The organism is Amycolatopsis keratiniphila (assembly GCF_000400635.2).
Classification (GTDB): domain Bacteria; phylum Actinomycetota; class Actinomycetes; order Mycobacteriales; family Pseudonocardiaceae; genus Amycolatopsis; species Amycolatopsis keratiniphila.
In genome coordinates, this window is the sequence record NC_021252.1 from 6988576 (window position 1) to 7008216 (window position 19641).

The following is a 19641-nucleotide window of genomic DNA, read 5'->3' on the forward strand; positions in this document are numbered from 1 at the left end:
AGTACCGGAAAATTGGCCCCTTCCCGGCGGCACCGCGGTTCTCGCATGATTGTCATGTCGGCACCGGCGGAAAGAATTCCGGACCGACGGACGAATCCCCCCGAAAACCAAGCTGAAAGGAATTTCCCGTGCGACGAATTCTGGGCGCTTCGGCGGTATTCGCGATGCTGGCGATGGGTATGGCCGGTGGTGTCGCGAACGCGGCAGGCGAGAGCGAGGGCACCGAGGCCGCGCCGCTCGTCTCGTCCACCGTGGTCATCAACGAGGTTTCGACCCGCGGCGTGAACGGTCTGCTCGACGAATTCATCGAGCTGCGCAACGTCTCGAACCAGCCTCAGGACGTGAGCGGCTACGTGATCCGGATCTACTCGCCGTCGAACGTCGTGACCGACACGATCGTCCTGCCGGCGGGCACGATCCTGCAGCCGAAGGGCAACGCGGGCCAGTACGCGGTCCTGGTCGGGCAGAACTTCTCCGGCACCATCGTCGACCAGACCTACGTCATCCCCTTCACGCTGACCGGCGCCGAGGGCATCCCGACCGCCGGTGGCCTCTCGCTGCAGAACATGGCGAGCGCGAAGATCGACGGTGTGGCCTTCAGCAACGCGGTCGTGACCCCGCGTGAAGGCCAGGCCGCCATCCCGGAGAACGCCGTCACCGATCAGCTCAACGCGGCGAACACCCGCAACATCCTGAGCACCGACACCGACAACAACCGGCAGGACTTCTCGCTGCAGCTGCGCACCCCGGGTCTGTAAGTCCCACAGGACCGACCCGTCTCGACCGGGCCCGGGCCGCCGTCGGCGGTCCGGGCCCTTCCATGGCGGTATCTCGCCAACGGCGACATACCGCCAGCGAGAATTGTGTTCATCTCCGAACTCCTGCCTCATCCTCGGGAAACTCCATCTTCGCGGCGGCCGTGTCCACGGCCGCTTCTCACTATCCGAGGAGAGTGAGGCTCGATGTTCCCCCGTTCCCCTCACCTGACGAGACACCCCTGGCACCCGGTGGCGATTCTGGCGGCCTCCGCACTGGTCGCCCTGACCCCTCTACCGGTGATCGCGACCGTCGCGACCGCCGCCGTATCCGGCCCCGCTCCCGTCACCGGGCGGCCGGACGTCCATCGCGTCACGTTGCTCACCGGCGACGTGGTGACCTACGAACGAGACGGCGCCGGGCACGGCACCGCACAGGTCGAACCGGCGGTACGGCCGGACCGGCCGAGCCCGGCGTTCCAGATCACGACCACGGCCGAAGGGCTGATGGTGTATCCGTCGGACGCGCTTCCGTTCGTCGGCAAGGGATTGCTGAGCCCGGAGCTGTTCAACGTCACCGCGCTCGTCGGAGACCGGCGCGACGACGCGGCGAGCACCACGATCCCCGTCATCGTGCGTTACGGCGACCGGCCGGGGCTGTCCGCTCAGACTCTGGACGCGAAGGCGAAGGCGCTTCCGCAAACCCAGCGGCTCACCCCGCTCGTCACGGTCAACGGGGTGGGAGTACAGGTCAAGAAGGCGGGGACGGCGGAGTTCTGGCGTTCCCTCGTCGCGTTCGACGCGAGCGGGAAACCCGTGTTGAACCAAGGGATCTCACAAGTCCGGCTGGACAGGAAGGTCCGGGTGACGCTGGACAAGAGCACCGCGCGGGTCGGCGCGCCGTCGGCGTGGAGCGGCGGCTGGACCGGGAAGGGGACCACGGTCGCGGTGGTGGACACCGGGATCGACGAGAACCATCCCGATCTGGCGGGCAAGACGGTCGCCTCCGCGGATTTCAGCGGGGAAGGCGACGTCGTCGACCGCCACGGCCACGGCACGCACGTCGCGTCGATCGTCGCGGGTACCGGTGCGGCCTCGGACGGCCGGTACAAAGGTGTGGCACCGGACGCGAAGCTGGTGGTGGCCAAGGTTTTCGACGCCTCCGGCGAGGGTGACACCGCACAGGTGATGGCCGGGATCGACTGGGCCGTCGCGCAGGGCGCGAAGATCGTGAACCTCAGCCTGGGCGCCGGCGTCAGCGACGGGGCCGACCCGATGAGCGAGCAGATCGACTCGCTTTCGGCGAAGTCCGGCACGCTGTTCGTGGTCGCGGCCGGGAATTCCGGGCCGGGCGACCGGACCGTCACGACCCCGGGGGCGGCGACGTCCGCGCTCACCGTCGGGGCGCTCGACCGGGACGACAAGATCGCGTGGTTCAGCAGCCGCGGTCCGCGGCTGCGGGACGCCTCGGTCAAGCCGGAGATCACCGCGCCCGGCGTGGGGATCGTCGCCGCCCGGGCCGCGGACACGGCCATGGGCGAACCGGTCGACGGCTCGTACACCGCCGCGTCGGGCACTTCCATGGCGACTCCGCACGTCGCGGGCGCCGCGGCGATCCTGCTGCAGCAACGACCAGGGCTGACCTGGCAGGCACTGAAGAACTCGCTCGTCACCACGGCCAAGGACGTCGGCCTTCGCTGGTTCGAGCAGGGCGCCGGACTCCTCGACGTCGCGCGGGCCGTGTCGCAGAAGGCGACCGGCACCGCCGTCGCGAGCTTCGGCCGCAACGAGCGGACCACCAACGCCTCGGCACAGGTCGTCCGGCAGTTGTCCTACACCAACACCGGGGACCGGCCGCTGAACCTGAATCTGAAGCTGACCGTGCGGCCGTGGGACGGCGGCGCCGCTCCGGGTACCGGGATGCGCCTGGCGAAGACGGAGCTGTCGATCCCGCCGAAGTCGAGCACCACCGTCGATCTCGCCGTGAACCCGAACGAAGGAACGGCGGGCGTCTACGGCGGCGACGTCGTGGCCACGACCGCGGACGGGACCAACGCGGTGCGGACACCCGTGAGCACCTACAACGCTGCCGAGCTGTTCCCGGTGACGATCCGGGTACGGGATTCGGCGGGTGGGCCCGCCCAGTCCGCGTCGGCCCAGCTGATCGACGACGCGGCCGGTGCGGGCAACCGCAACGACCCGTTCCTCGACCAGGTCGGCCAGCAGGTCGGCCTGGTCGACGGGGTCGGCCGGGTGCTCGTGCCCGCCGGCCGCTATTCGGCGCTCGGCTGGGTGATGGAGCGGGGGCTGACGGTGCGCCGATGGTCGGCGATGAGCGCGACGCAGGTCGCCGTCACAGGCCCGGCGGAGATCGCGCTGAACGCGGCGAGCGCCGTCCCCGCCGGGCTGATCACGCCCACTCCCACCGATCTGCGTGACCGCACGGTGATGCTGCGGCGCGTGATCCCCGGCGGTGCGGGGGTGAACGGCTACGTCGGCGAAGCCGGATTGGCCTCGGGCGCGGGCTGGGAAGTGCGTGTGACACCGGCGGCGGCCACGTCGGCGGGTGCGATTTCGTTGCAGGACAGCGCGACACTGGCCCAGACCGCGGTCGAGATGCGGATCGCCGGCGGCGCCTCGGCCGTGCTGAACCCGGCGTACGACGTGCCGACGTTGACGGCGAAATCACCCGGTGAGCGAACGCTGCCGGTCGTGTTCGGCGGCGCGGGTGACCTGACCGGTCTCGACGTCCGCGGAAAGGCCGTCCTGGTGAGGATTCCGGTCCCGGCCGGGGCACCGGACCCGGTGAGCGCGGTCTCCGCGGGCATCGCGAACGCGGCACGCGCGGTGTCCGCCGCTGGTGGGGCGGCACTGATCCCGTACGCCGGTTCGCCGGGTTCGCTGAGCGTTCCGGGTCTCAGCAGCGCGGTGGTGCCGACCTTGTCCCTCGGCTGGGACGAAGGCGAAAAGCTGCGGACCGCCGGTGCCGTTTCGGTGCGCCTGCTGGTGCGCGCCGCTCCGGACGTGATGTACAACCTCAGCTACCTCGACGCCAACGGGGTGCCGAAGGAGCTCGTCCGGCGGGTCGACCAGAAGACCCTGGTCGCCACGAAAACCGGCTACCACGCCGAAAAACCGGGACTGACCGGACAGAAGAACTGGTACGCCTTCCCGACCGGCCTGTGGAAGACGCAGGCGGTGCAGGGCACGAAGATCCCGGTTCCCGGCTCGTGGACCGAGTACACCGGACCGGCGGACGATCGGCTGGTCTGGAAACGGGTCGTCACCCTGTCCGGCAACGACGCCGCGGGCCGTCGCGCCGCGCTGAGCATGAACGCGCAGAACATCTACCGCGCGGGCGAGCGGTCGAGGCCGGACGAGTACTGGTTCCGCGCACCGCTGCACGGCGGCGCGGTGGAACTGCCCGCCGACCATCCGGCCCGCTATCCGGCGACGGCCACCGGCTGGGCGGTGCTGTGCTCGATGTGCCGCGGTGGCACGGATCCCGACCTGTTCGTGCCCGGCCTGCAGTGGATGGACGGTACGGCGGGCGCCGGTTCGGGCGGGCACTACTCGAATCCCTACGAGAACGCGCGGTACTTCGCGGCGACCACGGCCCGGTTGTACCGGGACGGGGTCGAGATCCCGCGATCCAATGCGGACGATCCGCTCGCGCTCATCCCGGAGTTCCGGCTCGCACCGGCCCCGGCCACCTACCGGCTGGACGTGACCGACGTGATGCCCGGCCAGGCGCAGGTCGGCATCCCGAGTGGCGCGCTGTTCCAGCACGCCCCGAGGACCGATACGTCGTGGACGTTCGCCTCGGCGCGGTCCGATGCCGCGGCACCGCTCGGATTCTCCTGTCACGGCTCGGGAAAGTCGTGTTCCTTCCAGCCGCTCATCCAGCTGGACCACCGGTTGCCACTGGATCTCGGCGGCCGCGCACCGGCCGGACGGCCGTTCACCTTCGACGTGTCCGCCGGCTCGCACAGCGGCGCACGGGGCGGCGGACCGGTGACGCGGCTGCAGGTGTCGTCGTCGACGGACGGCGGGCGCACCTGGGCGACGGCGACCGTCCGTCCGGGTGGGAACGGACTCTGGTCGGTGACGGTGGCCCACCCGCGACTCGACACGACCGACGGGTTCGTCTGGTTGCGCTCGGAAGCGCGGGACAGCTCGGGAAACACCGTGACGCGGACGGTCCAGCGGGCCTACGCGCTCACGGAGGTGGCGAAGGCGAACCCTCGCGTTCGCTGACGTCCTCGTCCTGAGTGGGTTGGGTCGCCGGCAAGGTGACCCAACCCCGGGTCGCGACCTGAAGCCCGGCCTGGAACCGGGTCGTCGCCCCGAGGGTGGTCATGAGATCGCGCAGGCGTCGCTGGAAGGTCCGGTAGCTCATGCCGAGTTGTTTGGCGATGCTCCGGTCCGGCAGCCCCGTGGTCAGCAGGGCGAGCAGGCGGGCGTCGTCGGAAGGCGCGACGTCCGCCAGTTCCGCCGAACCGGGCAGGCGCAGGGGAAGCCCTGTCTGCCAAAGGAAGTCGAAGACCGCGCTGAGCGCGTCGAGCAGGGCGCACGGACGGATCACCAGCGCCGCGCCGACCTCGGGGAGATCGGAACGCAGCGGCACCAGTCCGACGCGCCGGTCGACCACGATCATCTTGAGCGGGGCGATGGTGACCACCCGGGCCTCCTCGCCGAGCGCGAGGCCCGCCTCGAGGTCCGATGACAGGTCGTGCATCTCCAGCGCACTGCGCTCGTACACCCCGCGAAAGCGCACCCCTCGGCCGAGAAGATCACGTTCGGCGGGATGGAGCACACTCGGCGTCTGCGCGTATGGCGGTTTGTCGACGAAGGCGACCTCCCGCTCGGCCGAGCGCAGCAACCGATCGGCCCGGTCGGCGATGAGCGCGTCGCCGTGGATCACCTCGATGAGATCGACGGGGCGTTCGCCGGACGTCGCCCGGTACCGTTCGCGCAACCGGTCGGCGACCAGCCGGGCGCTCGCGAGTTCCTGCTCCTTCAACCGGAGCATCGCGTCCAGCGCGATCTCCGGCCGCACCGCCGAATACGCCTCCGCCGGGCCGGGAAGCCTGACGAGCAAACCTTTTTCGGTCAGCACGTGCAGGACCCGGAGCAGCCGTTGCCGGGCCATCCCGGTGCGTTGCCGGATTTCGGCGACGGTCAGCGAACCGGTGCCGGCGAAAGCATCGTAGACCTCGACGTCGGTTTCACTCAGCCCGATGATGTCCAGCAAATCGTCTCCCGCCGCAGCCGCGGTCGCCTTCGTCCGACCATACCGCTGGAATCCGGCGGGTAAAAGGGACCATGCCCTGACCGTCCACTGTGGTCAGTCGTGGTCCGGAATCCCGTGGAGATGGTGATCGGCCGCGTTCATGACCTCCGCCAGCAGGCGACGGACGTGCCCGCCGCGGGCCCGGTAGAGGATCCGGCGGCCATCCCTGCGCTGGGTGACCAAACCGGCCAGCTTGAGCTTGGCCAGATGCTGCGACACCGCCGGACGTGCGATGTCCACCGCGGCCGCCAGCGACGCGACGTCGTACTCCTCGCCGCTGATCAGCCACAGCATCCGCATCCGGGTGGGATCCGCCAGCATCCGCAGGGCGGTGGACGCGGCTTCGACCTGGTCGTCCGGCGGCAGGTGGGACCACTGGTCGCCGGATTCGTCATGTGCGTACATGAGCACCTATCATGGAAGGGACGCCGTGCGAGAGGAGCCGGGGAGCGTGTCGCTGTTCGGTCATCGTGACTACCGGCATCTGTTCGGGGCGCAGCTGGTCGCGCTGTTCGGCACTGGACTGACGACCGTAGCGCTCGGGTTGCTGGCCTACGACTTGGCGGGGTCCCGCGCGGGCGCCGTCCTGGGCACCGCGCTGGCCGTCAAGATGATCACCTACGTCACGGTGGCGCCGCTCGCCGTCGCCTACGCCGACCGGGTGCCGCGCCGCTTCTTCCTCGTCACCCTGGACGTGGTCCGCGCGCTGGTGGTGCTCGCGCTGCCGTTCGTCGACCAGGTCTGGCACGTCTACGTCCTGATCGTGGTGCTCCAGTCCGCGTCGGCCGCGTTCACCCCGGCGTTCCAGGCCGTGCTCCCCGACCTCCTTCCCGACGAACGCGACTACACGAAGGCACTTTCGCTGTCCCAGCTGGCCTCGACGACGGAGAGCCTCCTCAGCCCGCTCCTGGCCGCCGCCGTGCTCAGTCTCGTGTCCTTCCACTGGCTGTTCACCGGCACTTCGATCGGTTTCGCAGTGTCCGCCGCGCTGGTGCTGAGCACCCGGATCCCGGACGCGGCGCGCGGCGACCGCGGCGGGGCCTGGGAGCGCACCGCTGCCGGGATCAAGCTGTACACCGCGACCCCGCGCCTGCGGGGCACACTCGGCCTGGACCTGGTGGTCGCGGCGGCCGGCTCCGTGGTCATGGTCAACACCGTGAACTACGTCCAGGACACCCTCGGCGGATCACAGGCCGACGTCGCCCTGCTGCTGGCGGCCAACGGCGCCGGGACCATCCTGGCCGCGCTCCTGCTCCCCCGCGTACTCGACGGGATCCCCGACCGCACCGTCATGCTCACCGGCGGCGGCACCCTGCTCGCCGGACTGACCGGCGCCATCGCGCTGTCCACAGTGGACTCCGGCGGCTGGCGCGGAGCCGCCGCGCCGGCCGTGTGGGCCGTGATCGGACTCGGCGCCGGGCTCGTCCTCACCCCCGTGGGCCGGGTGCTGCGCAGGTCCAGCCGTCCCGCCGACCGGCCCGCGATCTTCGCCGCCCGGTTCTCGCTTTCCCACGCCTGCTGGCTGATCGCCTACCCGATCGCCGGACGGCTCGCCACCGACGCCGGATTCACCGTCACCTGGCTCGTCCTCGGCGCGCTCGGCGTGATCGGCTTCGTCACAGCCGTCCGCGCGTGGCCTCGAAACGACGATGCGAGGGCTCCCTTCACCGCGTCTAATGCGGTGAAGGGAGCCTTCACCCCGGTCACTCACCGGCCAAGTCAGCCTTTCGCGCGCATCACCGGGCGGCGACCGGCGGCAACGCGCGCACGGCCTTGGCGGCGAGCATCGCGAGCGGTACCGCTACCGCCAGAACCGCCACGGTCTGCCCGGCGGCGATCGCGATCATGAGGTCCAGTTCCGCGGTGCGGGCCGCGAGCCGGAGGTAATCCAGCAGCGTCACGACCCGCTGCACGAGGGCGACCAGCGCGAGCAAAGCGAGCGTCGTCGACCACGACACCGCGGCACTCCGCCAGCCCAGACGAGGCACGCTCAAATACACGACCACGGCGGCGAAGACCGCCACACAGACCACGCCCGGCCAGTCCACGAGCACCGGAACGCTGACGTAGGTGACCAGCGTCGCGACCGTCAGGAGGCCGACGCCGGCAAGCAGCGCGACGAGCCACGGCCGCGCTTTCACCGGTGGGGCCTGCCGATGGAACGCGACCAATGCCACCACCGGCAGCGCCTCCAGCAGGAGTCCGACGGTCCCCGACAGCCCGTACGCACCCTCGACGGCCACGAGATCCACGCCGAAGAAAACCGAGGCTTGAGCCAGCGCCGTCACCGCGAGCCACCGCGCCGCGCGCCACCGGCCGGTCACCAGGCACAGATAGGCCGCCACCCAGACCAAGCCGAGCAGGGCCTGCACGTCGGCCGCGACGGGATTCGGCACCGAGGGAAACCACAGCCGCGCCCCGATACCCGCCACGGCGGCCACCGCTTGCACGAGCAACCCCACCAGCGCCAGCCGCCGGACCGTCTCACCCCAGACGAGGTAGCGGAGTGGCGCGCCGTCACCTCCCAACCGCAGCCGCACCGCGAGCGCCACGACGCTCGCCACCTCCGGCCGGCTCGGCCGGCCGTGGTCGGCGGCGAACTCCGCGTCCTCGGCGTCCTCGGGCATCTCGCTATACAGGAAGGTGGCGACCATGTCCTCCTCCCACGCCCGCCGATAAGAGGCGGGCAGCAGCCGCAGCACCCGCCGGTACCGCTCCTCCAGGCGGTTCACGCCAGGCCGCCGGTGTCCGCAGGCCGCCACGCGCGCAGCCGTTCCGAGGCGGCGCGGGCGTTCGCGGTCTGCCGCCGGACCTCGGCGGTGAGCGCCGTGCGGCCGTCTTCGGTCAGCCGGTAGTACCGGCGGAGCCGCCCGTTGGCGACCTCCTCCCGGTCCGGCTCGACCAGGCCGTCCGCGACCAGCCGATCCAGCACGCCGTACAGCGTGCCCACCTTCAGCTTCACCCGCCCGTCCGAGAGATCCCCCACCTCGCCGACGATCCCGTACCCATGACGTGGCGTGTCCACAAGCGCGGTGAGGACGAAGAACGCCTGCTCCGTCATCGTTCGACCAACCATGGGCACAATATATCGCTATCCGATATATTGTGCCACCGCCGGAGCGACGCGGACCAGGTGCTTGATCTCCTGGAACGCCTCGAGGCTGCGCGGACCGTTGAGCCGGCCGATCCCGCTCTGCCCGAAGCCGCCCTCCTCGAACTCGTCGTGGACCACCGCCCAGGCGTTGGTCCACACCGTGCCCGCCTTCAGTTCCCGCGCGAGCCGCAGCGGCCGGTCGGCGTTCGTGGTCCACACCGACGCGGCGAGACCGAATTCGGTGCCGTTCGCCAGCCTCACGGCCTCGTCCTCGGTGCGGAAGACTTCGAAGGTGGCGACCGGACCGAACACCTCACGCCGCACGATGTCGTCGTCCGGGCTTCGGGGCTCCAGCAGGCTGGGCCGGTAGTAGGCGCCTCCCGCGAGCGGGCCGTCCTCGACCGGGCCCCCGCGCACCAGCACCGTGGCCGTGCGGGCGGCCTCCTGGACGATCCGGTCGACCCGGTCCACGGCTTCCCGGTCGATCATGGGCCCCATCCGGCTGTCCGGGTCGTCGCCCGGGCCCAGCCGGACGGCCGACAGCGCCTCGACGAGACGCTCGCGCAACTCGCCCGCGATCGCTTCGTGGGCAAGGATCCTGCTGCCGGTCATGCAGAACTGACCGGCGAAGGTCGTGATCGCCGCGGTCAGCACCGGGACGGCGGCATCGAGGTCGGCGTCGTCGAACACGATCATCGGCGTCTTGCCGCCGAGTTCGAGCGAAAGGCGCTTCAGGGTCCGTGCCCCCTCGGCCATGATGACGCGGCCCACGGCGGTGCTCCCGGTGTAGCTGATCGCCGCGGTGCCGGAAGAGGAAACCAGCTCCCGCGCGCCGTCGTCGCCGGATTCGGTGAAGAGGTTGAGGACGCCAGGAGGCAACTCCGGGGTCTCGGCGACGACCTCGGCGAGGACTCCGTTGACCAGTGCCGTCCGCCCGGGCATCTTCATCGCCACGGTGCAGCCGGCGGCGAGGGCCGGCGCGAACGACCGCACGGCCAGCACCACCGGGGAGTTCCACGGCACGATGACGCCCGCGACACCGATCGGCTCGGGCAAGGTGCTGCTGAAGTATCCGGGCCGCACCTCGGCCGACCGGCCACTGTCGACCAGAGCCAGGGCCGCGGCGTAGCGGAGCTTGGGGGCGCACATGTCGACCTCGAACGCGGCCTCGCCGAGAGTCTTGCCGTTCTCCTTCGCCAGCAACGAAACAAAGTCGTCGCGGCGTGCCTCCAGGCGATCGGCCAGCCGCAGCAGCGCGGTCGCTCGCGTCTGGCGGTCGCGGGACCAGGAGGCGCGCTCGAAGGCGGCCCGGGCGGCCTCGACCGCAGCCTGGGCCTCCGCGCGACCGCCATCGGCGAAGGTGCCGAGGGCTTCACCGGTGGCCGGCCCGGTGGACGTACCGGTGCTCGTGGAGTCCTGCCAGACGCCGTCGATGAAGTGCCGCGCGTGCGGGAGTGCTGTCGTCATACTCGAAAACCGTTCTGTGAAAGGGAAAGGTCAATCGCCGAGGGAACGGAGAGCGGGCGTCCGGGGACACAGCGCCAGCAGAATCGCGGCGGTCACGGCAAGTCCGGCGAAGACGGCGAATCCCGTCAGCGGGTCACGGCCGCTGACCAGCCACCCGATGACGATCGGTCCGACGATCGTGCCGGTGCGCCCGGCGCCGAGGGACCAGCCGAGGGCCCGAGCACGGCGGCCGGTCGGGTACGACGCGCTGACGAAGGCGTTGATCAGGATCTGACCGCCGTGCCCGCCGACGCCTGCCACGGCGATGCAGACCAGCAGCGGGGCGGACGGCAGCTTGATCGAGAGCACCAGCAAAGCGGCGGCCATGCCGAGGTAGGTGAGGACGACGACGGGCCGGTTGCTCCACCGGTCGGTCGCGGCGGCGAGGACCAGCGAGCCCGCCACCGCCCCGAGGTTGAGGACGAGCAGGAAGACCAGGGACGAGTCGAGCGCGTAGCCCGCCTTGGACATCAGGCCGGGCAGCCAGGTGGCGAGCCCGTACCAGGCGAAGAGCCCGCAGAAGGTCGCGGTGGCGAACACGATCGACGCGCCCCGGTAGGACCGGCCGAAGATCCCCTCGGCCTTCTCCAGCGTGACCACCGCGGGCACGTCCAGCCCGAACCGGGCGCGGACGGCCGACGCGTGGTCGTGGCGCCCGACGCTGTCGAGGAACCTGGGCGACTCGGGAAGGTACCTGGCGGTGATGACCAGGCAGAGCACGCCGGGCGCGCCGGCGAGCAGGAACATCGCCTCCCACCCCCCAGACCGGGATGACCGGCAACGCCGTCACCGCGGCGAGTACGCCACCGACCGGCACGCCGGACAGCATCAGCGTGTAGGTCAGGGTGCGATACCGCGGGATCGCGTACTCCAGCGTGAGCGCGGACGCCGCGGGCATGATCGCCCCGATGCCCAGTCCGGCGAGCAGCCGGAACAGCGCCAGCGGCCAGACACTGTCGACCGCTCCGCACAAAACGGTGAACAAGGTGAAGACCGCGACCGCCGCGATGGCGACGGGCCGGCGGCCGTAACGATCGGAGAGCGCACCCGAGGACAGCGCCCCGGTCATCGCGCCGACGAAGACGGCCGAGCCGATCCAGCCGATGTTCTCCGGGGTGAAGCCGTTTCCCGGATTCTCCAGCAGCACGGGGACGACGGTGCCGAAGGCGACGATGTCATAGCCTTCGATCACCACGATGATCCAGCACAGCAACGTCACGCGCATCGCCGCGCGACCGGCCGGGGCGACGGTCTGATCCTGCATGCCGGTTCCTCGTTTCGGGGTCGGAAAGGCCTAGAGCCAAGGCGGGAGGGACTCGCGCGATCGGCCCGTGAGAACGCCCGCGAGCGCGGCGGCCTGGCCCCGGGCGAGACGCTGCTCGACGATCTCGAAGTCCAGCGCCCTCAGCAGTTCCTCCGGCCACTCCCAGGTGCCGCCCAGATCCACCCCATGGACCACGACCTCGCGGACCCGGAGCCAGGGGATCTCCTCGGCGGAAACCGTGCGGCCCTGAGCGGTGACGACCTGGCGCGCCCACTGCTTGTCGGTCAGTGCGGACAAGAGTCCGTCGAGTTCGGCCGCCGACTCGCGCACCAGATCCTTCAGCTCCGCGGGCGGCAGGGCCGCCCCGGTGGAGATCTCCCGCTCACGCTGCCCCGCGCCGTCGTACATCGGGCTCTCGACCCCGGTGGCGGCCCACGAAGCCAGCCGCCCCAAGGCACACGCGTTGTAGTGGAGGTGGGCGACGAGATGGCCGACGGTCCACCCCGGCAGCGGCGACGGCTCGGCGAACCGCGGTTCCGCCAGCCCGTCGACGATCCCGAGGAGCCGCTCGGTTCCCGCCCTCATCCACTCCAGGTACGTGGCGGAGGACGCCGTCACGACTCGGACCTCACCGTGTTCTCCAGCGAGCCGATGTGCTCGATCGTGGTGACGACCTTGCTTCCCGCGGTCAGGTAGCGCGCCGGTTTCCGGGCGTGGCCGACGCCGCCCGGCGTGCCGGTGGCGATCACGTCGCCGGGGCGCAGCGTGATCATCGTCGAGACGTACTCCACCAGCGCGACCGGATCGAAGACCAGGTCGCCGGTGTCGGCGCGCTGCATCTCCTCGCCGTCCACCGCGGTGGTGATGGCCAACTCCGGCCGGACGCCTCCCGGCAGCTCGTCGGGTGTGACCAGCACCGGCCCGATCGGCGTGCTGGCCTCGAAGTTCTTTCCCTGCAACCATTCCCGGGTGCGGAACTGCCAATCGCGCATCGAAACGTCGTTGAGCACCGTGAATCCCGCGATCGCGGCGGCCGCCTGCCCGGACGTCGCACGGCGGACCGTGGCACCGACGACCACGCACAGCTCCGCCTCCCAGTCGACCGAATCGGATTCCGGCGGGAGGACGATGTCGTCGTGGGCGCCGATGAGGGTGTCGGCGAATTTCGCGAACAGGGTGGGGTATTCGGGAAGGTCGCGCCCCATCTCGAGGATGTGGGTCCGGTAGTTCAGGCCGACACAGACGATTTTGCCCGGCGCCGGGACCACCGGCGCGAGCCGCACCTCCGCGGCGGTGTACCGCTTCCCCGGCTCCTGCGCTTTCGTCCGCCACGAAGGATCTTCGAGCAACTCGCGGACATCGGCCGCGGCCAATGCCGTGTACGTTCCGCCGTCGACGCGGGCGGCGCGGCTGGTGCCGTCGACCAGGATCGTGGCCAGTCTCATCGTGCGCTCCCTGCCCGTGCGAGGTCGAGCCGCTCGTAGATCGGTGCGTCGGTGAACTCGAACAGGTCGGCCCCGTGTTCGGTGGCGATGGAGAGTGGCTGCCAGGACGGGACGACGAACAGATCACCGCGGTCGACGTGCCAGGCCGAGTCGCCGACCGTGACCCGGGCCGATCCTTCGAAGACCTGGAAGACGGCCGAGCCCACCTCGCGGCGGTCCGCGGTGGCGGTGTCCGGGGCGAGCCGGTGGAACTGGGTACGCAGGGTCGGCATCACGTCGCCGCCGGTCGTGGGATTGGTGAACCGCACCGCCGCGTGCCCGGGCTCCGGCGTGGCCGGATGGCCCTCCGCTTCCAGCTCCAGTTGCTCACGCAGCGCCCGGTCGGTGTGCTCCCAGCGGTAGGCGAGCAGCGGCGTCTTGGGCGAAGGGGCCAGATGGGTCAGCGGGCGCAGCCCCGGGTGTCCCCACAGCCGCTCCGAACGCGACCGCTCCGGGGTGCCGACGTCGCCCACCTGGTCTGGCCCGAACTCGAAGAACGTGGAGTCGGTGGCGTAGGCGAAGGGGATGTCCAGGCCGTCGATCCAGGCCATCGGGGCATCGCTGGTGTTGAGGTGGCCGTGCCAGTGCCAGCCGCCCTGCGGCAGGAAATCGCCGCGGCGCATCGCGACCGGGTCGCCGTCGACCACGGTCCACACGCCCTCGCCCTCGCCCTCGACGACGAACCGGAACGCGTTCTGCGTGTGCCGGTGCACCGGCGCGTCCTCGCCGGGGTTGAGGTACTGGATCGCCGCCCACAACGTGGGGGTGGCGAAGGGACGTCCCCCGAGCCCGGGGTTCGCCAGTGCCAGCGCCCGGCGCTCCCCGCCGCGGCCCACCGGAACCAGGACACCCGCCTGCGCGGCCATCGCGGAGAGCGAGTCCCAGGACCATCGATGCGGCAGCGCCGCCGATCTGGGGGTGGCTGGCATGAGGTCGCCGATCTCGCACCACAGTGGCACGAGGGATTCCTCTTCGAAACGGGAGTAGAGCCGGTCCAGCTCGGGGGTCGATTCCAGTGCGGAGGACATGACCGGAACGATCTCCGAGGACGATGGGGGTAGCTATACTTTTCCTCTATGCGGAATCCTCCGACGTCGCTGCTGAACTCGGTCGATCACGCGTTGCAGGTCGCCATCCTGCTTCAGCAGGAGGGACCGCTGCGGCTGGTGGACATCGCCCAGCGGATCTCGATCGCCCCCTCGACGGCACACCGGCTGCTGACGTCGCTGGTCTATCGCGAGTTCGCGACCCAGGACGCCGACCGGCTCTACCGGCCCGGCCCGATGCTCAGACCCGTCGAGGCACCCGACCCCGGCGCCCAGCGGCTGTGGCGGGTCGCGCGGCCCCGCATGCGCCGGCTCATGGAGCTCGTCGACGAGACGGTCACCCTGCTCGTGCCCGTCGGGACCGACGCCCGCTTCATCTCCACCGTGGAATGCACCCGGACCCTGCGCGTCGCCGATCGCACGGGTTTCGTCATGCCGCTGCACCACACCGCCGGTGGCCGGGCCATCCTGGCCGAGAAGACCGCCGAGGAGCTCATCGAGCTCTACCGCGACGAGGACGTCGACGGCCGCCGCCTCCACCGCGAGTTGTCGCGGGTACGCGCCAAGGGCTTCGCCATCAACGACCAGCGCACCGAGAAGGGCCTCACGGCGATCGGAGTCGCCGTGCGAAGCCCGGACGGGCCGTCGTGCGGCGCCATGGCGCTGGCCATGCCGACCACGCGCTTCCGCGCCGACCCGGTCCAGGAATGGGTCGCACTGCTCAAGACCGCGGCGGCCAGGGTCGAGGAGGAACTCGCGACCGAGTCGTGAACCCGCCGCACGGCCCGGAGTGCGCCGCGCTTGAAAACAAAGTTCGGCTCGCCTAAACTTCGGCTTAGGCATCCCGACAACAGCGCCGGACAGGTGACCACGATGAACTGGAGCCAGCTCCTCGTGCCCGTGACCAGCGGCGTGGCCGTCGCGCTCATCGTGGCGACCGTCAGGTTCCTGTGGCGTCGCACCCGCCTGCCGACCGGGCTCTCCCAGCGGATGACCCGGCGGAACTACCTGGCGGAGATGCTCGTCATCTCCAAGAACGACAACGTCGACCGGCTCGACGCCCTGGTCCCGAATCTGCTTCCGGCGGAAGGCTCCCCGGTGGTCGCCGAGATCCAGGAATCGTGGTCGCAGCTCAACGACCGCCGCGGGGTCCGGGTGATCACCCGGACCGAGCCCACTTCCCTCACCGCCGGAGCGGAGCTGCTCGGCGCGGGTATCGAGGTCCGTGTGTCCCGCGCGCTGACCGCGGATCACCTGTCGTACCACCTGTTCTCCGGCTCGGAGCACCACACGGTGCTCAACCGGCGCAACGGTGGGAAGGACCGGCCCGAACGGCTGGACGAGATCTCCGCCGCCAAGGTGTTCCGCAGCCACTTCGACAAGACGTGGAGCGAATCCGAACCCATCGAATCGTTCCTGGCCGGCGAACTCCTCGCCGGGAGCAACGCTGGCCTCGCGGATCGGATCCGAGAGCAGCGCGCGACGTACCAGCTGTCGGCCGAAGCGCAAGACGCGGTCCTGCGGCACCTGGCGTTCCGTCACCGCGCACCGGTCGTCTTCGTCACCGGACTGCCGGGGGCAGGCAAGTCACTGGTCCGGCGGGCGCTCGCCGAGGAGCTCCGCCGGTGGCGGATGCGGGTAGACGAGCTCAACGACTACGTCTACGCGTTCGAAGAATTCCTCCACGCCTTGATGCTCCTCGGCGACGGCCGCGGCGCGGGTTTCAGCGCCCAGGAGGGCGGCGCGTTCCAGGTGGAGCACGAGGACGATCTCCGGCCGGCCCTGCACACGCTCGGCCACCGGGTCTGGGAAAACCGCCGGAGCAACCCGATCACGATCGTCGAGTTCGCCAGGGCCGACACGATCGGAGCGCTCCAGGTGTTCGGCGACGAGGTACTGGCGGCGTCGCAGATCATCCACGTCCGCGCCTCCGACACCGAACGCGCCGCCCGGCTGGCCAGGCGGGGCGAGCCACCGAAGATCTCGGTGGCGGGACAGTCGATCAGCCTCGAGGTGTCCGACGACCATCGGCTGCCCAGCAACGCCGCGGACACCCTCTACAGCAGGGACGATTTCGCGCTTCTGAAGGCACAGAAGAACATCGCCGGCCGGTTGTTCCTCGTCGAGAACGACTCCGACGAGAAGGCGCATATCGACGAACAGATCACGGCGTTCGTCGAAGCGGTCGTGCGGCCCTACCGCGGACTCGCCCGCATCTAGTCCACTTCGGAATCCGCGGCGATCCGGCCACTGTGGACGACAGCAGCGAAAGGTTGCCGACGCTCAGCTCCCGAAAAAGCGAAAAGCGCCGATCATTTCGATCGGCGCTTTTCGCGTTGTACCCCCGATGGGATTCGAACCCACGCTACCGGCGTGAGAGGCCGGCGTCCTAGGCCGCTAGACGACGGGGGCTAGGATCTTCTCCTTCAGGAGGAGATTTTCAGTTGTTCACCTGCTGTGTTGCTGTGGAGAAACTTACCAGACCGGGTTTCCCGCCTTCGCAGGGGGGTCACTCTGTGTTTCACTCCGGAGAGCTCTCCAGCTGGGGTACCAGGACTCGAACCTAGACTAACTGGACCAGAACCAGTCGTGCTGCCAATTACACCATACCCCAGTGAGGTACCGTTCCGATCTTGACCGGCTCGGTGCCGCACGAGAAAGAATACTAGAGCACGCTGTTCCGCACCGTGAAAGCGGGGGTCTCAGTAGCGCGCTGAGCGGGCACGCCGAGCTTCGCGAACTCGGAAACCAGCAGCTCAGGCAGCTCGTCGAGGCCCGAGATGGTGTGCACACCCGCCGGGGCGCGCTCGGCGATGCCGTCCCGGTCGAGCCAGACGGCACCGAGGCCGGCGTCACGGGCGCCGATGGCGTCGGTGTCGAGCTTGTCGCCGACGTGGACCGCCTGCGCCGGGTCGCAGCCGAGGCCGAGGCAGACCGAGTGGAACATCGCCGGGTCGGGTTTGGCTACTCCGAGTTCACCGGCGATGGCCACGTGATCGAAGAACCGGGCGAGGCCGAGATCGGCGATCTTCTTGCGCTGATGCGCGCCCGAGGCGTTCGTGACCGCCGCGACGAGAACGCCGGCGGCCCGTAGCCATTCCAGGCACGGGAGGACATCTTCGAACAATTGCCACGAACGAGTGAGAATTTCACGACGACGTCTTTCGAAGCCGCTGACCTGGTCTTCGTCGGCCAAAATGCCGATCTCGGCGAGGAAGCATTCGGTACGCCGGTAATGCATGGTCGCGTAATCGATTTCGCCCGCCACCACCAGCGCGACATGCTCTTCGGTGATGAGATCCCACAGTGGCCAAAGGTCGTTGCGGCCGGTGAGGGCGCCCAGGCTGAGGCGGATCGCCGCGGTGCAGTCGATCAACGTGTCATCGATGTCGAGGCACACCAACCGCAACTCCGGAGGCTCCCACGGGGCTCCATCCGGAGCGTCCGGCGTGGTTCGTGACGAGGTCCGGGGCACGAGAGCGAAATCCACCAAGTGAGGCTAGGGCACTCAGCGCGATCGCGACTCTGCCGATGAGGTGATTAAGGCTGGTCTGTTCCGGCGCGGGCACTCTACTCCCAGTTGGTGAGATGACGTGTTTTAGTTACCGGCCAACGGCTAACGCGGGCGGCCGGGTGAAATGTCGATACGCGGCACCCCATCCGATTCGCGGCGCGCACACCCTGTGATGACAACGAAATCCTTACCCGGCTTGGAGTCGCGAAACCGTCCACAAGGGCATTTCCGCGATCGCCGTCCTTCCGGGACGGTCGTGGACCCCTGGAGTCCTTTTTGGACACTCACCTCGATCGACCGGCGGCTCACACGGTCCGGTGAGACCTGGGCCATAGCCCGAACAGCGTATCCGCCCGGATGGCGCTTGACGCGCTCGTCGGACAGGTGCATCCTGAGCTTATTCAACAAGTGATGAATAAGGGTTTCGAAGGGGTGGGACGGATGAACGAACGTACGAACTGCGTGATCGTCGGCGGTGGCCCCGCGGGTATGGTCGCCGGATTGCTGCTGGCCAGGGCCGGGGTCGAGGTCACCGTGCTGGAGAAGCACAAGGACTTCCTGAGGGACTTCCGCGGCGACACCGTGCACCCGTCGACGCTGACCTTGCTCGACGAGCTGGGCCTCAGCGAGAAATTCCTCAGCCTGCCGCACAGCCAGATCGCTTACGCCGGTTTTCCCGCCGAGGACGGCACGATGATGCGCCTCGCCGACCTGACCAGGCTGAAGGTGGCGCATCCGTACATCGCCATGGTCCCGCAGTGGGACTTCCTGGACCTGCTCGCCGACGCCGGCGCGAAGGAGCCCACGTTCACGCTGCGGCAGAGCACCGAGATGACCGGGCTGATCTTCGAACACGGCCGGGTGAGCGGGATCCGCTACCGCGACGCCGACGGGAAGACCGGTGAACTGCGCGCCGACCTGGTGATCGCCGCCGACGGCCGCTGGTCGCTGGCCCGCCGCGAGGCCGGGCTGACGACGAAGGATTACCCCATCCCGTTCGACGCGTGGTGGTTCCGGATCTCGCGGCGGGAGGGCGAACACGAGGGCATGCTGACCCCGAAGATGCGGGATCGCCGCTTCGCCGTGCCGCTGCCCCGCAAGGGCTACTTCCAGATCGCGTACCTCAGCCCCAAGGGCCAGGACCTGCGCGAGAAGGGCATCGAGGCGTTCCGGGAGAACGTGGCCGCGATCCTGCCCGAGCTGGCCGACCGCGTGGACGAGCTGAAGACCACGGACGACGTCAAATTCCTCGACGTCAAGATGAACCTGCTGCGGAAGTGGCACCTCGACGGGCTGCTGTGCATCGGTGACGCGGCGCACGCGATGTCGCCGGTCGGCGGGGTCGGGATCAACCTCGCGGTGCAGGACGCGGTCGCGGCCGCCACCCTGCTCGCCGAACCGCTGCGCCGGGGCAGGCCGTCGGTGGCGGAGCTGGCGAAGGTCCGCAAGCGTCGTCTCGCGCCCACGATGCTGGTGCAGGGGCTGCAGCGGATGCTGCACAAGAACGTCATGGGGCCGGTGATGGCGGGCAAGCGCAACGGCCCGCCCGCGCCGATGGTGAAGCTGTTCAGCCGGTTCCCCATGCTGTCCTACGTCCCCGCGCGGCTGCTGGGGCTGGGGCTGCGGCCCGAGCACGCCCCGGCCTTCGCGCGGCGGGCGATGGAACCGGCCGGTAGCTAGGTTCC

Annotated in this window: 15 protein-coding genes, 2 tRNA genes and 2 pseudogenes; 6 read left to right on the plus strand and 13 right to left on the minus strand. The window is 69.7% G+C overall.

Translation table 11 applies throughout. From position 1 onward, the window contains the following. Positions 1-128: 128 nt before the first annotated feature. Together AORI_RS72050 and AORI_RS72055 are read left to right on the plus strand one after the other, a co-directional pair. Positions 129-758, plus strand: coding sequence for a lamin tail domain-containing protein (locus tag AORI_RS72050; protein ID WP_043848321.1), 630 nt, complete (start codon positions 129-131; stop codon positions 756-758). A 249-nt stretch (positions 759-1007) separates the two neighbouring features. Continuing rightward, the gene (locus AORI_RS72055; RefSeq protein WP_016336509.1) at positions 1008-5012 is read left to right on the plus strand and encodes a S8 family peptidase; all 4005 of its coding nucleotides are present in this window, start codon (positions 1008-1010) and stop codon (positions 5010-5012) included. Here AORI_RS72055 and AORI_RS72060 read toward each other — a convergent pair. Next, positions 4975-6009: a helix-turn-helix domain-containing protein gene (locus tag AORI_RS72060; RefSeq protein ID WP_016336510.1), complete on the minus strand. Its 1035-nt coding sequence runs from the start codon at positions 6007-6009 to the stop codon at positions 4975-4977. The two genes, AORI_RS72055 and AORI_RS72060, sit on opposite strands and share 38 nt — an antisense overlap. Positions 6010-6102: 93 nt before the next feature. Further along, complete coding sequence (locus AORI_RS72065; protein WP_016336511.1) at positions 6103-6453, minus strand: ArsR/SmtB family transcription factor; 351 nt, start codon at positions 6451-6453, stop codon at positions 6103-6105. Here AORI_RS72065 and AORI_RS72070 point away from each other — a divergent pair. Then, the gene (locus AORI_RS72070) at positions 6452-7897 is read left to right on the plus strand and encodes an MFS transporter (RefSeq protein WP_046199853.1); all 1446 of its coding nucleotides are present in this window, start codon (positions 6452-6454) and stop codon (positions 7895-7897) included. The two genes, AORI_RS72065 and AORI_RS72070, sit on opposite strands and share 2 nt — an antisense overlap. On the opposite strand, the gene AORI_RS83545 is transcribed toward AORI_RS72070, so the two are convergent. From AORI_RS83545 to AORI_RS72100, 8 genes and pseudogenes are all read right to left on the minus strand, one after another. Then, positions 7785-8780, minus strand: coding sequence for a hypothetical protein (locus AORI_RS83545; protein ID WP_123798594.1), 996 nt, complete (start codon positions 8778-8780; stop codon positions 7785-7787). The genes AORI_RS72070 and AORI_RS83545 overlap by 113 nt on opposite strands. Beyond that, positions 8777-9124: a PadR family transcriptional regulator gene (locus AORI_RS72075; RefSeq protein WP_228688223.1), complete on the minus strand. Its 348-nt coding sequence runs from the start codon at positions 9122-9124 to the stop codon at positions 8777-8779. Before AORI_RS72075 ends, AORI_RS83545 begins: the two co-directional genes overlap by 4 nt. A gap of 15 nt (positions 9125-9139) precedes the next feature. Beyond that, complete coding sequence (locus AORI_RS72080; protein WP_016336514.1) at positions 9140-10609, minus strand: aldehyde dehydrogenase family protein; 1470 nt, start codon at positions 10607-10609, stop codon at positions 9140-9142. Between the two features lie 30 nt (positions 10610-10639). Further along, positions 10640-11404 (minus strand): annotated as a pseudogene (locus AORI_RS84630) (MFS transporter); the annotation flags it as partial. Between the two features lie 55 nt (positions 11405-11459). Then, positions 11460-11912, minus strand: a pseudogene (locus AORI_RS84800) (MFS transporter); the annotation flags it as partial. Between the two features lie 30 nt (positions 11913-11942). Further along, the gene (locus AORI_RS72090) at positions 11943-12530 is read right to left on the minus strand and encodes a maleylpyruvate isomerase N-terminal domain-containing protein (protein ID WP_016336517.1); all 588 of its coding nucleotides are present in this window, start codon (positions 12528-12530) and stop codon (positions 11943-11945) included. After that, positions 12527-13357 (minus strand): fumarylacetoacetate hydrolase family protein, encoded by an 831-nt coding sequence (locus AORI_RS72095; RefSeq protein WP_016336518.1) that lies wholly within the window; start codon positions 13355-13357, stop codon positions 12527-12529. The genes AORI_RS72090 and AORI_RS72095 overlap by 4 nt, the downstream gene beginning before the upstream one ends. Further along, positions 13354-14424, minus strand: coding sequence for a cupin domain-containing protein (locus AORI_RS72100; RefSeq protein ID WP_016336519.1), 1071 nt, complete (start codon positions 14422-14424; stop codon positions 13354-13356). The genes AORI_RS72095 and AORI_RS72100 overlap by 4 nt, the downstream gene beginning before the upstream one ends. Positions 14425-14472: 48 nt before the next feature. Between AORI_RS72100 and AORI_RS72105 the strand changes: the two genes are divergently transcribed. Both AORI_RS72105 and AORI_RS72110 read left to right on the plus strand, forming a co-directional pair. Continuing rightward, complete coding sequence (locus AORI_RS72105) at positions 14473-15213, plus strand: IclR family transcriptional regulator (RefSeq protein WP_016336520.1); 741 nt, start codon at positions 14473-14475, stop codon at positions 15211-15213. 102 nt (positions 15214-15315) lie between these two features. Next, entirely contained in the window at positions 15316-16662 is a 1347-nt protein-coding gene (locus AORI_RS72110; protein WP_123798596.1) for an AAA family ATPase, read from the plus strand. A gap of 119 nt (positions 16663-16781) precedes the next feature. Here AORI_RS72110 and AORI_RS72115 read toward each other — a convergent pair. From AORI_RS72115 to AORI_RS72125, 3 genes are all read right to left on the minus strand, one after another. Further along, positions 16782-16854: transfer RNA gene (locus AORI_RS72115), tRNA-Glu, on the minus strand. Between the two features lie 130 nt (positions 16855-16984). Beyond that, positions 16985-17056: transfer RNA gene (locus tag AORI_RS72120), tRNA-Gln, on the minus strand. A gap of 51 nt (positions 17057-17107) precedes the next feature. Continuing rightward, positions 17108-17842, minus strand: a complete 735-nt coding sequence (locus AORI_RS72125) for an HAD family hydrolase (RefSeq protein ID WP_016336522.1) — start codon at positions 17840-17842, stop codon at positions 17108-17110. A 555-nt stretch (positions 17843-18397) separates the two neighbouring features. Here AORI_RS72125 and AORI_RS72130 point away from each other — a divergent pair. Next, positions 18398-19636, plus strand: coding sequence for an FAD-dependent oxidoreductase (locus tag AORI_RS72130; protein WP_016336524.1), 1239 nt, complete (start codon positions 18398-18400; stop codon positions 19634-19636). Positions 19637-19641 lie beyond the last annotated feature (5 nt).

Excerpts from the sequence above, each read along its gene's own strand:
- AORI_RS72070 (WP_046199853.1), top strand. The coding sequence starts at position 6,452 with ATGAGCACCTATCATGGAAGGGACGCCGTGCGAGAGGAGCCGGGGAGC.
- AORI_RS72100 (WP_016336519.1), bottom strand. The coding sequence starts at position 14,424 with ATGTCCTCCGCACTGGAATCGACCCCCGAGCTGGACCGGCTCTACTCC.
- AORI_RS72130 (WP_016336524.1), top strand. The coding sequence starts at position 18,398 with ATGAACGAACGTACGAACTGCGTGATCGTCGGCGGTGGCCCCGCGGGT.
- AORI_RS72075 (WP_228688223.1), bottom strand. The coding sequence starts at position 9,124 with ATGGTTGGTCGAACGATGACGGAGCAGGCGTTCTTCGTCCTCACCGCG.
- AORI_RS72065 (WP_016336511.1), bottom strand. The coding sequence starts at position 6,453 with ATGTACGCACATGACGAATCCGGCGACCAGTGGTCCCACCTGCCGCCG.
- AORI_RS72080 (WP_016336514.1), bottom strand. The coding sequence starts at position 10,609 with ATGACGACAGCACTCCCGCACGCGCGGCACTTCATCGACGGCGTCTGG.
- AORI_RS72095 (WP_016336518.1), bottom strand. The coding sequence starts at position 13,357 with ATGAGACTGGCCACGATCCTGGTCGACGGCACCAGCCGCGCCGCCCGC.
- AORI_RS72105 (WP_016336520.1), top strand. The coding sequence starts at position 14,473 with ATGCGGAATCCTCCGACGTCGCTGCTGAACTCGGTCGATCACGCGTTG.
- AORI_RS72110 (WP_123798596.1), top strand. The coding sequence starts at position 15,316 with ATGAACTGGAGCCAGCTCCTCGTGCCCGTGACCAGCGGCGTGGCCGTC.